The 12,307-nt window shown below is 40.3% G+C and carries 13 protein-coding genes; 11 read left to right on the forward strand and 2 right to left on the reverse strand.

Going from position 1 to position 12,307, the window contains the following annotated elements:
- The first annotated feature begins 124 nt into the window (after window positions 1–124).
- Window positions 125–787 (forward strand): (d)CMP kinase, encoded by a 663-nt coding sequence (gene cmk / locus AAFH98_RS09055; RefSeq protein ID WP_342522379.1) that lies wholly within the window; start codon window positions 125–127, stop codon window positions 785–787.
- Window positions 788–861: 74 nt separating this feature from the next.
- Window positions 862–2,850 carry a 30S ribosomal protein S1 gene (gene rpsA, locus AAFH98_RS09060; protein ID WP_342522380.1) on the forward strand — a complete coding sequence of 663 codons (1,989 nt, stop codon included), beginning with the start codon at window positions 862–864 and terminating at the stop codon, window positions 2,848–2,850.
- A gap of 95 nt (window positions 2,851–2,945) precedes the next feature.
- Here rpsA and AAFH98_RS09065 read toward each other — a convergent pair whose 3' ends face one another.
- Together AAFH98_RS09065 and AAFH98_RS09070 are read right to left on the reverse strand one after the other, a co-directional pair.
- The gene (locus AAFH98_RS09065; RefSeq protein WP_342522381.1) at window positions 2,946–3,200 is read right to left on the reverse strand and encodes a hypothetical protein; all 255 of its coding nucleotides are present in this window, start codon (window positions 3,198–3,200) and stop codon (window positions 2,946–2,948) included.
- 67 nt (window positions 3,201–3,267) lie between these two features.
- On the reverse strand, window positions 3,268–4,284 hold the full coding sequence (locus AAFH98_RS09070; RefSeq protein WP_342522382.1) for an AAA family ATPase: 1,017 nt from the start codon (window positions 4,282–4,284) through the stop codon (window positions 3,268–3,270).
- A gap of 273 nt (window positions 4,285–4,557) precedes the next feature.
- Between AAFH98_RS09070 and AAFH98_RS09075 the strand changes: the two genes are divergently transcribed.
- The 9 genes from AAFH98_RS09075 (at window position 4,558) to rplI (ending at window position 12,293) form a co-directional block, all read left to right on the forward strand.
- On the forward strand, window positions 4,558–5,079 hold the full coding sequence (locus AAFH98_RS09075) for an NADH-quinone oxidoreductase subunit J family protein (RefSeq protein WP_342522383.1): 522 nt from the start codon (window positions 4,558–4,560) through the stop codon (window positions 5,077–5,079).
- Window positions 5,072–5,374 carry an NADH-quinone oxidoreductase subunit NuoK gene (nuoK, locus tag AAFH98_RS09080; RefSeq protein WP_342522384.1) on the forward strand — a complete coding sequence of 101 codons (303 nt, stop codon included), beginning with the start codon at window positions 5,072–5,074 and terminating at the stop codon, window positions 5,372–5,374. Before AAFH98_RS09075 ends, nuoK begins: the two co-directional genes overlap by 8 nt.
- A gap of 212 nt (window positions 5,375–5,586) precedes the next feature.
- On the forward strand, window positions 5,587–7,608 hold the full coding sequence (gene nuoL / locus AAFH98_RS09085) for an NADH-quinone oxidoreductase subunit L (RefSeq protein WP_342522385.1): 2,022 nt from the start codon (window positions 5,587–5,589) through the stop codon (window positions 7,606–7,608).
- A gap of 13 nt (window positions 7,609–7,621) precedes the next feature.
- Window positions 7,622–9,235 (forward strand): complex I subunit 4 family protein, encoded by a 1,614-nt coding sequence (locus AAFH98_RS09090; protein WP_342522386.1) that lies wholly within the window; start codon window positions 7,622–7,624, stop codon window positions 9,233–9,235.
- A gap of 4 nt (window positions 9,236–9,239) precedes the next feature.
- Window positions 9,240–9,530, forward strand: a complete 291-nt coding sequence (locus tag AAFH98_RS09095) for a 4a-hydroxytetrahydrobiopterin dehydratase (protein WP_342522387.1) — start codon at window positions 9,240–9,242, stop codon at window positions 9,528–9,530.
- 5 nt (window positions 9,531–9,535) lie between these two features.
- A complete protein-coding gene (locus AAFH98_RS09100; protein WP_342522388.1) occupies window positions 9,536–10,987 on the forward strand; it encodes an NADH-quinone oxidoreductase subunit N in 1,452 nt (483 codons plus the stop codon).
- A gap of 160 nt (window positions 10,988–11,147) precedes the next feature.
- Window positions 11,148–11,531, forward strand: coding sequence for a 30S ribosomal protein S6 (gene rpsF / locus AAFH98_RS09105; protein ID WP_342522389.1), 384 nt, complete (start codon window positions 11,148–11,150; stop codon window positions 11,529–11,531).
- 34 nt (window positions 11,532–11,565) lie between these two features.
- Complete coding sequence (gene rpsR, locus AAFH98_RS09110; protein WP_342522390.1) at window positions 11,566–11,817, forward strand: 30S ribosomal protein S18; 252 nt, start codon at window positions 11,566–11,568, stop codon at window positions 11,815–11,817.
- 17 nt (window positions 11,818–11,834) lie between these two features.
- On the forward strand, window positions 11,835–12,293 hold the full coding sequence (gene rplI / locus AAFH98_RS09115; RefSeq protein ID WP_342522391.1) for a 50S ribosomal protein L9: 459 nt from the start codon (window positions 11,835–11,837) through the stop codon (window positions 12,291–12,293).
- Window positions 12,294–12,307 lie beyond the last annotated feature (14 nt).

The raw sequence follows: 12,307 nt of genomic DNA on the forward strand, positions 1-12,307 counted from the left end.
TTCAAATTTATTTGTATTTTCTGCGCCAATTCAGAAAGACGTCAAAGTTAAAATTTCTGAAAGTGTTAAACAAGAAATCATTGAAAAATTACATAATTAAAGGTAAGTTAGGAGACTTTCGTTTATGATCATAGTGATCGATGGTCCGGCCGGATCGGGTAAGAGTTCGACAGCCCGGGCAGTGGCAGACCGATTAAATATTGAGTATCTCGATTCTGGTGCGCTGTACAGAGCCGTTACCCTTATATATATAGAGGCAAATCGAGATAAGGAAGTGTTCTTTGAGTTATTGAATCAAAAAGAGATCTCGTTCTATTACGAAGATCAGACATTCTATGTGGCAATTGATGGGCAGTCTGTTACTAATGAGTTGCGAACGGCCAAGGTTGCTGAATTTGTAAGCGAAGTGGCTGCTTTGCCGCGTGTACGATCATTTGTTAATAACCTGATGCGAGAAGCAGTTATTGATGGTTTATATATCGCTGAAGGTCGCGACTTGGGGACAGCAGTATTTCCTGATGCAGAATTGAAGTTTTTTATGTCTGCGGATTTAGAAGAGCGTGCAAAGCGACGTTATAAAGAGCGAAAGTCAAAAAATCCGGAGATAACTTTAGAAGAAGTGAAACAAAATATTGCAGAACGAGATTTAAAAGATTCTAAACGTAAAGCAGATCCACTGAAAAAAGCGGATGATGCTATTGAGTTTGATACCACAGATGTGACTTTTGAACAGCAAGTTGATAAAATTTGTTCTAAAGTTTCGGAAGTGATCGAAGTACAGAACTAAGAATATTAATTATAACACTAACTTAATCCCATTCCGAACTATTTGGAATGCGGTAATTTTAACTAAAACCAATAATGACCGAAGAAGTTAAACAAGAACAAAATAACGAAAACCAAGAGCAGGACACAGCTACCGACGAGGTAACTGAAGAAACTGCAGTAGAAACAACTACCGAAGAAGAAGTAAGGGTAGAGCCGGAAGAAGAGGATATTGCCGTATTTTCTGGCGATTTAGATGACGAAGAAACATTTACATATGAACAATTGCAGGCTGCATCGGAAGATTATACCGATGAGGAGTTTCATGAGCTTGCAGATATGTATGAAGACACGCTCAACGAGATTGAGGAAAAAGAAATTGTCACCGGGCGTGTTGTTTCTGTTGATGAAGATTATGTTGTCGTTGATATCGGGTTCAAATCCGAAGGGATGGTGCAAACCAATGAGTTTCCTAATGAGGTAGTAGAGGAACTGGAGCCCGGCGATGAAGTTGATGTATTTTTAGATCAGGTTGAAGACCAGGAAGGTCAGTTAATTTTATCTCGTCGCAAAGCAGATATTCTGCATGCATGGGAGACGATTGAACGTGCAGCTGAAACTGGAGAAATTGTTGAAGGTAAGATCCAGCGCCGCATTAAAGGTGGTATGGTTGCCGATATTATGGGTATTGACGCATTCTTGCCTGGGTCACAGATTGATGTACGACCTGTTCGCGATTTCGATGCCTATGTTGGCAAGACGATGGAATTCCAGGTTGTTAAGCTGAATATGTCAGCTGAGAACGTGGTTGTTTCTCACCGTGCACTCATTGAGTCTGATCTCGAAGAACAGCGCGAAGAAATTCTCGAATCTATCGAAGAAGGTCAGGTGCTTGAAGGTATCGTCAAAAATATTACTGATTTCGGTGTGTTTATCGATCTTGGTGGTGTCGACGGTCTCTTGCACATTACCGATCTTTCTTGGGGACGTGTTGAACATCCCGAAGAAATCGTTTCGCTCGATCAGCGACTTAATGTTGCGGTTATCGACTTTGATGAGGAAAGTAAGCGTGTTTCTCTTGGACTTAAGCAGCTACAGCCGCATCCATGGGATGAAATTGATCTTAAGTATCCTGAAAATATTCAGGTGCAAGGTCGGGTTGTTTCTATCGCTGATTACGGTGCCTTTATTGAGCTCGAAAAAGGTGTTGAAGGACTTATCCACATTAGTGAGATGTCATGGACACAGCATATCAAGCACCCATCGCAGTTGGTCAGCAAGGATGATATCATCGACTGTGTTGTGCTAAATGTGAACGAGCCCGAGAAGAAAATTTCACTTGGCGTCAAGCAGCTTGAGAAAGATCCTTGGGAAGATATCGATGAGCGTTACCCCGTTGGATCTAAGCACAAGGGAACAGTTCGCAACCTCACCAACTTTGGTGTGTTTGTTGAGCTCGAGCCCGGTATTGACGGACTCATCCACATTTCTGACTTAAGTTGGACCGAAAAGATCAACCATCCAAACGAGGTTATTGACAAGGATGAGGAGATCGAAGTAGTTATTCTGGCGATCGATTTCGAAAATCGTCGAATCACACTTGGTCATAAGCAGATTGAAGAGAATCCATGGGAGAAATTCGCTGAAGAGTACAGTGGTTCTACCAAGGTTGAAGGTGAAGTATCCAAGACCACCGAAAAGGGTGTGTTTGTGAAGTTGCCTTATGATCTTGAAGGATTCTTGCCGGCCAGCAAAACAGATACAGATGGTGACCCCGAAGAGAACTTCGAAGAGGGTGATACTATTGAAACGTTTGTTATTGAGCTGGATGAAACCAATAAGAACATTACGCTCAGCGAACGTGAGCAGGATGTTAAGAAGGCCAAGGAAGCGAAAAAACGTGGAAGTAGTAGTCAGCAAAAAGAAGAGTCTACTCCTCAAACAGGTACACCTACATTAGGTGAAATGTCTGGTCTTGCCGATCTGAAAAAAGAGATGGCAGATAAAGAGAAAGCAGCTCGGAACCTTCAAAAGAAAGCCGAAGAGGTTGAAGAGGAAGAAGGTGATGCTGATGAAGAAGAGTAATAACTAAGCTCTTTTACAGTACTTTATAAGAAAAGGCTCAGAGGAAACTCTGAGCCTTTTCTATTTTTTATATCCTTTTTTTAAAGTTGTGCGAATTACTTTTCACCCTTGAAGAAAAAGACAACATTTTTTTCGGGATGCTTACTGCTTTTTACCTTTTCGCCAGTCTCTTTGTTGTAGCTATAAACAACATTTCGCATAGAGTTCAGTTCTGCCTTATCTTCAAAAGATACCTCTAATGCTTTGCCACCTGGATTTAGTTGCTGAACGGCCTCAATAAGTGGCTTGTACTTTGAGGAACTTTTTTGGGCGATATCGATATCGGTTCTTGAGACAAAATTGATGTCCATAAAATCGTTTATTTTTCAAATTACTACTCACTCATGAAAGCTTGGAAGTGATAACTGATAGAGGTCATTATGGAACTTGAACAGTTGACATAATTTTGTCGATGATATCTTCTGAAGTGATGTTTTCGGCTTCGGCTTCAAATGTTGGAATAATACGATGGCGTAAAACATCCATAGCAATAATTCGAACATCCTCGGGTGTAACATAGGCCCGGTGTTCCATAAAGGCATGTGCTCGAGCTGCTAAATTTAGGTTGATAGATGCTCGGGGAGAGGCTCCGAAGTTAATCAACTCAGAAAGATCATTAAGATTATATTTTGCAGGGTTTCGTGTGGCAAAAACTAAATCTATAATATATTGCTCAACCTTTTCATCAATATAGATATCGTTAATTACATTGCGAGCCTCCAAGACTTTTTGGGTAGTAATCACCGGCTTTAACTCTTCTTTAGCTCCGGTCTTAGCCATACGCCGCATGATTTCGAGCTCTTCTTCTTCATTGGGATAATCAATTTTAATTTTCATCATAAATCGATCGACCTGTGCTTCTGGCAGGGGATAGGTACCTTCCTGTTCGACAGGATTTTGGGTAGCCAGGGCTAAGAAGGGGTCATCAAGGGAGAAGGTCTCCTCACCAATTGTTACTTGTTGTTCCTGCATAGCTTCTAAAAGGGCACTTTGTACCTTGGCAGGCGATCGATTTATTTCATCAGCCAAGATAATATTTGCAAAAATAGGTCCTTTTTTTACTGTAAACTCTGCTTCTTTTTGATTGTAAATTAATGTACCAATCAAATCCGCAGGTAATAAATCGGGGGTAAACTGGAGACGCTGAAACTTGGTATCAATAACTTTTGCCAATGAAGAGACGGTGAGTGTTTTGGCAAGTCCGGGCACTCCTTCCAACAATACATGACCATCTGCCAGTAAGCCAATCAGAAGTCGATCAATCATATAGCGCTGACCAACAATTACTTTATCTAACTCCGAATAAATATCGTCAATAAACGCACTGGCTTCTTCAATTTCTGTGCTTAACTTTTCCATATCCACAGAATCTACCGAGGAGGTATTGTTGCTCATATCTAAATAATTATTACAAATTGAAGTTTAGTTTGAATAAGCCTTGGTAAAGACTCGGTTTTGAATGAACAAAGTTAATAAATGGAAATTACAGATTCTTTTCTATTTGATTTCAAATAAAAAATAGTGAGCGCCTATTTAAAGACAGGCAAAGATACCAAGGTTATGTTAACCAAATTTACAACCATACGGCAATGGTATATTTCCACAATTTTAGTTGATGAGGTTTTTAAATTTATCTACCTTTGAAGCCACAAAAATAAACAGATCGATATGATAACTTATTTCTTTATTTTCTTAGCGGTGTTAGCAGTTGCATCTGCTTTAGCAATGGTAATTAGTAAGAATACTGTTAACAGTGCTCTTTTCTTAGTCTTAAATATGGTGTCTTTAGCAGGATTGTTTTTGCTGTTAAAAGCACAATTTTTAGCTGTTATTCAGATTCTGGTTTATGCCGGGGCTATAATGGTACTGTTTTTATTTGTGATTATGCTTTTAAACGTGCAGGATGAAGAAAGCTTGTTTAACAAGTTTCGACTGAAGTATTTTGTGGCTTTTCTACTCGGAGTAGGAGTATTTTCACAAATCTTGTATAGCTTGGGAAGTTTTACCGATACGCTACCTACCGTTTCATCTGATATGGCCTATGTAGGTACGGTTGAGGCCGTAGGTGATGTACTCTTTACCGAATATCTTTTACCATTTGAATTAACCGCAATTTTATTGACAGCTGCTGTCGTTGGAGCATTAATTGTGGCACAACACAAAGTTAAATCTGGGGCAACGAATGATTAGTATTGATTGGTTTTTAGCGCTAAGCGCTCTGCTTTTTTGTATTGGGATTATAGGCGTGCTAATTCGGAAGAATGCCATTGTGATTTTTATGTGCGTTGAACTTATGTTGAATGCCGTAAATCTTTCACTTATTTCTTTTAGTAGTCACTATGGTAATATTGACGGGCAAATATTGGTTTTTTTCTCACTTGCCGTAGCCGCTGCCGAAGCGGTAGTTGGCTTAGCAATTATTATTGCCATATTCCGTAATAATCTATCGGTAGATATTAATAAAGTAAGTTTATTACGTTGGTAGAAGCTGCTTGTCTTATTAAGTAGAAAAAAGGCTCTCTATTTGGGAGTCTTTTTCTATTTATATAATGGGTCTAAACAGCAATTCTACCCTTTACCTTCACTTACTTTTTTGTATCTTTGCCACTTGTGAATTTACCCTTGTTAATGCATGGGGTGTTGGCTACATTTGGGCCGAAAAATTTATATGGATACAAATCTGAAATATCTTTTTTAATGGATTCTGCTACTACGCTTACAAGTCTGATTATACTTTTGCCCCTGTTGGGTTTTCTTGTTAATGGACTTTGGGGATTAAGCTCAAAATCCTTTCGTCAGCGCAAGTCACTTATAGGAAGTATTGCCAATCTTACGGTTTTTATTCCTTTTGCTATTGCGGTCTACTTTTTTATGAATATGGGACAGAATGCTGAGCCTATTATTGCTGAGTTATTTACCTGGATTGAGGTTGGTAGCTTTAGCGTTGATATTGCGTATCAGATTGACCAGTTATCGATTTTGATGACTCTCGTGGTTACCGGGGTCGGATTTTTAATCCACATGTATTCAATCGGATATATGTGGCATGATGAAGGATACTGGAAGTTTTTTGCGTATCTAAACCTCTTCATCTTCGCAATGCTCAACCTCGTGTTGGCCGATAACCTGTTGCTACTCTTTTTAGGATGGGAGGGAGTAGGTCTTTGTTCTTATCTCTTGATCGGTTTTTGGTATACCGACATGGCGAATTCCGCAGCCGGTAGTAAAGCATTTTGGTATAATCGAGTGGGTGACTTTGCCTTTTTAGTTGCGATGTTTTTGACTTTCCAGCACGTGGGCAGTTTGGATTTTGATAACATCCTTTCGAGTCTTGATGCCATTCCCGCTGATGACAAGTTTTGGATTGGGTTGCTGGTCTTTATTGGCGCTACCGGGAAAAGTGCGCAGATTCCATTATTTGTATGGTTACCTGATGCGATGGCTGGCCCCACTTCTGTATCCGCATTAATTCACGCGGCTACCATGGTAACATCGGGTATTTATTTGATTTCCCGTTTGTCGCCGATGTTTGTGATGTCGCCGGAAGTAATGATGATTATTGCAGTAATTGGTGCGTTAACAGCAATTGTTGCTGCAACTATTGCTCTCACGCAAAATGATATTAAGCGCGTTCTTGCGTATTCAACGGTATCGCAGTTGGGATATATGTTTCTTGCGTTGGGATCGGGTGCTTTTACGGCTGCGATGTTCCATGTTGTTACGCACGCATTTTTTAAGGCGCTGCTTTTTCTTGGTTCCGGATCGGTTATTCATGCGATGGAACATGTTGAGCATGACTTGCAGGAAGAGGGAAAGGATGTGCATTTCGATCCGCAGGATATGCGATTTATGGGCGGGCTCAAGGAGTATATGCCCTCAACCTATAAGACTTTTTTAATAGCGACTATTGCTATTGCCGGTATCCCACCTCTGGCTGGATTCTTTTCCAAGGATGAGATTTTAGCCTTTACCTTCAATGCCGGCATGGGAGAATTTGCTGGATCTCTTTATATCTTCTTGTGGGTTATTGGGATTATCACAGCATTTTTGACGGCTTTTTATATGTTCCGTCTAACATTTGGAACATTTAATGGTAGTTTTAAGCTGCCTGAGAAAATTAGTGAAGCAGCGGGCGCTGAAAAACATCTACATGAAAGCCCTAAGTCAATGACTATCCCACTCTGGACATTAGGAGGACTATCGGTTGTAGGTGGATTTTTAGGAGTACCCAATTTCTTGTTATCGACCTTTACACACCAAGAAGAACATATTAACCTGCTGCATAACTGGTTGTATAATGTGACGGCCGATTATGAATTGGCATTATCTCATTCTATAGAATGGATTTTAATGACCGTTTCAATAATAGTAGCTGTGGGTGGTGTATATATCGCTTATCGCATGTACGGGAGCGGGGCTACAGAAGAATCTGATGCTAAACTGTCCGATCGATTTGGTGCACTCTACGAGACTTGGAGTGAAAAGTATAATCTGGATGAATTCTACGAAGGTATCGTGGTGCATCCGATAGTACGTGGGTCAGAAAAAGGACTTGCGAAATTTGATATGAAAATTGTAGATGGCGTCGTCAATACGGTTGGCGGGGTTGTCCGGCTTTTCGGAAGTGTTTTCCGATATATTCAAACCGGCGTTACCAGTAGCTATGCATTGGCATTGGTGTTAGGTGTTATTCTTGTACTAAGTATGTTGATCCTGTAAAAAAGAATTAATAATGGAGTTACTTTTAAATTTAGTTATATATTTACCGCTTTTAGGAATCGCTGGAATTCTGGCGGTCCGTAATGATCAAGCTACAAAATGGATTAGCCTTATCATTACTGGGGCTACCTTTGTGTTATCATTACCACTACTGTTTAATTTTGATGTTGCCAATTCTGGGACCGTACAATATTTGACTGAGGGTAGTAGCATTATTGCAGGCTATGATATAAAGTACCTCCTTGGTCTCGATGGTTTGAGTTTGCTACTATTTATGCTCACCACTCTGATGGGACCCATTGTTATTCTATCATCCTGGGATTCTGTTAAGAAGCACTTGGCAGGATACTATTCCATGCTCTTGCTTCTGCAAACGGCCTCAATGGGGGTTTTTGCTTCCTTAGATCTAATCGTTTTCTATGTTTTCTTTGAGCTCTCACTCATTCCCATGTATTTTCTCATCGGAATTTGGGGTGGAAAGAACCGTATTCACGCAACGGTTAAGTTTTTTGTTTACACTCTTGTTGGTTCTCTTATCATGTTGGTGGGATTAATTTATACGGGATACGATGCCGGGGCAGTAATCGACGGGTTCCGATTTACAACAGATTGGAGGTTTTTATCCAGCGAAGCCTATCAAATTGGATTGGTTGAACAAACGTATCTGTTTTTGTCATTTGCGTTAGCATTCTGTATTAAGGTGCCATTATTTCCATTCCACACTTGGTTGCCTTATGCACACACCGAAGCACCGACAGCTGGGTCGGTAGTATTAGCAGCAATTATGCTTAAAATGGGTACCTATGGATTGCTTCGCATTTGTCTGCCGCTTTTCCCTAATGCCTTTACTGAGTTTGCACCATATTTTGCCACATTAGCTGTAATAGGTATTATTTACGGTGCGCTTGTGGCGATGGTGCAGAAGGATATTAAAAAGCTTGTTGCCTATTCTTCCGTTAGTCACTTGGGTTTTGTGGTATTGGGATTGTTTGCCTTCAATACCATTGCAGTTCAGGGAGCCCTAATTCAGATGGTAAATCACGGACTCTCAACAGGGGCGTTATTTTTAATTGTTGGGATGATTTACGACCGTACGCATACCCGCCAGATTAAAGATTACGGTGGAATTGCTAAAGTAGTACCGGTGTTTGCCGTTATGTTTATGATTGCTACACTGGCGTCTATTGGCTTGCCGGGGTTAAACGGTTTTATTGGAGAATTTTTGATTTTAAATGGAACATTCAGCTCTGAAATTTTACCCGAAAATGCATTTGTAGTATTTGCTGCACTGGGGGTTATCTTGGCAGCTGTTTATATGTTATGGATGTACCAACGGGTGATGTTTGGACCGATGAAGCATGAGAAGAATGAAAAGCTGGTAGACCTAAATGCTCGTGAAATTGGGCTGTTGGTTCCGCTGGTAATTTTTATGATTTGGATTGGTATCCGTCCCACTGACTTCACCCAATATTCTGAAGTGCAAGTGCAGGAACTCTTGGAATCATCAAATGAAAAGCGGATGGCAATTAAACAATCAGCAAATACCGAAGACTTGCCACAATGGGCTTCAACCTTGTATGATGTTGATGTTACCGATGAATTAGCATCGCAAATTAAAAACAATTAGTACAATGGCTGAACCACTCTCAGATAGTAAAATTTCTGAATTACTTTCCGATCTACCTGGTTGGGAACACGAGGATGATAAGCTGAGCAAAGAGTTTGGATTCGATAATTTTCGTGATGCCATAGCTTTTATTAATCGGATTGCCTTTGAAGCTGAAGAACAGGTTCATCATCCCGAGATTTTTAATGTCTACAATACGGTCAATATTTCGCTAAGCACGCATGATGCAGGTGGAAAAGTGACCGAAAAAGATGTTAAGCTTGCTAAGAAAATTGAGACACTGTATAACAATTAAGTTGCATGGATTACTTACACGACCTTAACGCGTTCTTACCCGGAGTTATAATAGCTTTAGCTGGCATTATAGGTATTGTTATTGATGCCTATAAAAATGATCATGGGGCTATTTTTGGAGTTACTGTATTTTCGTTGATTGCAGCATTGGCTGTCTCTATTATGGATATGTTTGGCCCGGTAGGAGAAGCTTTTTCCGGGATGATTACTTATGGAGGAGTCTCGGCATTTGGGAATAGTGTAATATTATTTGGTACACTGTTTTGTGTATTGATTTCCCGAGAGTATTTAAATGCCATCGATCATGAGTATGGCGAAGTATATGCCCTTATTCTTTTTGCAACATCGGGGATGTTGGGACTTGCAAGTGCCAATAATTTGATTATGATATTCATTGGCATAGAAACAATGTCGATCTGCCTATATGTATTGGCAGGCCTCATAAAAGATCGGAAAACCAGTGCAGAAGCTTCACTTAAATATTTCTTATTAGGAGCATTCTCTACCGGTTTCTTACTTTATGGAATGGCCCTCTTATATGGAGCTACCGGATCGTTATATTTAGGTGAGATTGCATCAGCTGCAAGTTCAGATTTGATTTTTATTGCTGGCGCTGCACTCTTGTTAGTTGGATTCTTTTTTAAGATATCTGTTGTTCCTTTCCATATGTGGACGCCGGATGTATACCAGGGTACCCCTACAACTATTACGGCTTATATGGCAACAGCTTCGAAGTCAGCAGCATTTATAGCGTTGTTGGTAGTTTTATCGAAGATGATCCCCTCTGAAACAGGAAACTGGGTCGACGTTATAGAAGTTATTGCTATCATCACAATGATATTAGGGAACCTGATTGCGATTGTTCAAGATGATATTAAGCGTATGCTTGCGTACTCAAGTATTGCGCACGCTGGTTATCTATTGGTAGGGTTAGCAGTAGGTACGCCCGAAGGATATAGTGCTGTGCTGTTTTACTTGTTGGCTTATACTATTATGAATATTGGAGCTTTTGGGGTAGTTGCTTATTACGAACGTCAACAGGGATTGGATTTTACGGACGTTAATAACTATGCTGGCCTTGGTTTTAAAAAGCCGCTGATGGGAGTACTACTTTCATTCTTTCTGTTTTCACTGGCTGGCATTCCTCCCTTTGTAGGATTCATTGGGAAATGGTTGATATTTGCTGCTGCTATTGAAACCGGATTTATTTCACTGGCTGTTATATTAGCGTTAGCAAGTGCAGCCAGCGTGTATTACTACTTGCGTCCCATGGTGTATATGTATTTCAGGGAGGCTCATAAAGATGTTCCTTTGGTTCGTTCTGGAATTATTTTCAAATCTTCGCTCATCATTTTAGCGATTATGACACTTTATTTTGGAATCGCCTTTGGTGACTTGCACAACTTACTTTCTTCTTACTATGCTGGTGATTGGGTTACTCACTTTATCGGACAATAACCAGTTATTAGTTAGCCAGAAGACAGTTAGAGAAGTCTCAGAATATTATTTGTCAGGGGATTGGAATTAATCGCAAAAAAGCCTATTTTTGCGTGCCTGCTGACGAGTGAAAGTCACCACGTCGGCTGTTTCAATCGAAACAACCAAAGGAACATATCACATGAGTAGAAATTATTACGAGTTAACATATATTCTTAATCCTGTCTTAGAAGACGATCAATATGATGAGATCGTCGACAAATTCACTGACTTTATCCGAGATAACGAGGGTGAGGTTGATGAAGTTGATAAATGGGGTATCCGCAAGTTTGAGTACGAGATGGACAACAAATCAAGCGGATACTATGTAAATGCTTATTTTACAGCGCCCGGAGAATTAATAGAGAAGTTGGAACGTGCTCTCCGGATTGACGATCAGGTAATGCGCTATCTTACCTTGAAGTATGATGCTAAAATGATGCGTCATCGTGATCTACAACGCAAAAACGCTGTACCGCAAGTTTTCGTCGAGGATAACGAGGGCGAAGAGGACGACGACGAATAAGTCTATTATAATACACTAAAAGAAATTTAAGATTATGATTAAGAATCCATCACATCCTAAAAAAGGACATATTAAAACCCGCGAATGCAAATTTACCAAGGCGGGTATTGAATATATTGATTACAAAGATACCGACTTGTTAGAGCGGTTTATGAATGATCAGGGAAAGATTCTTCCCCGACGCGTAACCGGAACGAGTGCCAAGTTTCAACGTCAGCTTTCTCGAGCTATTAAACGTGCTCGTTTTCTTGGATTACTACCATACGTAGCAGATAACCTTCGATAAAAAAAGATTTTATTCCAATGGCTAATAAGTACATGAAATTAATTTTACGAGAAGATGTCGACAAGCTTGGTGATTCGGGCGACATCGTTGAAGTGCGTGCCGGTTACGGGCGCAATTATCTTATTCCTCAGGGAAAAGCTATGATGGCTACTGAGGGTGCTCTTAAGCAAGTTGAGCGCATGAAAGAACAGGCAGAACGTCGTGCGGAACTTACGGTTGAGCGCGCACAAAAAATGGCTGACAGACTTGAAACGACGTCGGTTACTATTCCTGTTGAGGTAGGTGAAGATGAACGTATTCACGGTTCAGTAACTACCCAAGATATTGCTGATGCATTAGCTGATCGTGATATTGAAATCGACAAGCGCAAGATTACAATAGATCAGGATATCAAAACGTTGGGTGAATACACTGCAACAATAAACCTGATTAGTGAAATTAAAGCACAAATTAAGGTTTGGGTAGTGAAAGAATAAACGATGCTGCGCGA

This window comes from Fodinibius sp. Rm-B-1B1-1 (genome assembly GCF_038594945.1).
Classification (GTDB): domain Bacteria; phylum Bacteroidota; class Rhodothermia; order Balneolales; family Balneolaceae; genus Fodinibius; species Fodinibius alkaliphilus.

Coding starts and splice junctions, on each gene's coding strand:
- cmk (WP_342522379.1), top strand. CDS start 125: ATGATCATAGTGATCGATGGTCCGGCCGGATCGGGTAAGAGTTCGACA.
- rpsA (WP_342522380.1), top strand. CDS start 862: ATGACCGAAGAAGTTAAACAAGAACAAAATAACGAAAACCAAGAGCAG.
- AAFH98_RS09065 (WP_342522381.1), bottom strand. CDS start 3,200: ATGGACATCAATTTTGTCTCAAGAACCGATATCGATATCGCCCAAAAA.
- AAFH98_RS09070 (WP_342522382.1), bottom strand. CDS start 4,284: ATGAGCAACAATACCTCCTCGGTAGATTCTGTGGATATGGAAAAGTTA.
- AAFH98_RS09075 (WP_342522383.1), top strand. CDS start 4,558: ATGATAACTTATTTCTTTATTTTCTTAGCGGTGTTAGCAGTTGCATCT.
- nuoK (WP_342522384.1), top strand. CDS start 5,072: ATGATTAGTATTGATTGGTTTTTAGCGCTAAGCGCTCTGCTTTTTTGT.
- nuoL (WP_342522385.1), top strand. CDS start 5,587: ATGGATTCTGCTACTACGCTTACAAGTCTGATTATACTTTTGCCCCTG.
- AAFH98_RS09090 (WP_342522386.1), top strand. CDS start 7,622: ATGGAGTTACTTTTAAATTTAGTTATATATTTACCGCTTTTAGGAATC.
- AAFH98_RS09095 (WP_342522387.1), top strand. CDS start 9,240: ATGGCTGAACCACTCTCAGATAGTAAAATTTCTGAATTACTTTCCGAT.
- AAFH98_RS09100 (WP_342522388.1), top strand. CDS start 9,536: ATGGATTACTTACACGACCTTAACGCGTTCTTACCCGGAGTTATAATA.
- rpsF (WP_342522389.1), top strand. CDS start 11,148: ATGAGTAGAAATTATTACGAGTTAACATATATTCTTAATCCTGTCTTA.
- rpsR (WP_342522390.1), top strand. CDS start 11,566: ATGATTAAGAATCCATCACATCCTAAAAAAGGACATATTAAAACCCGC.
- rplI (WP_342522391.1), top strand. CDS start 11,835: ATGGCTAATAAGTACATGAAATTAATTTTACGAGAAGATGTCGACAAG.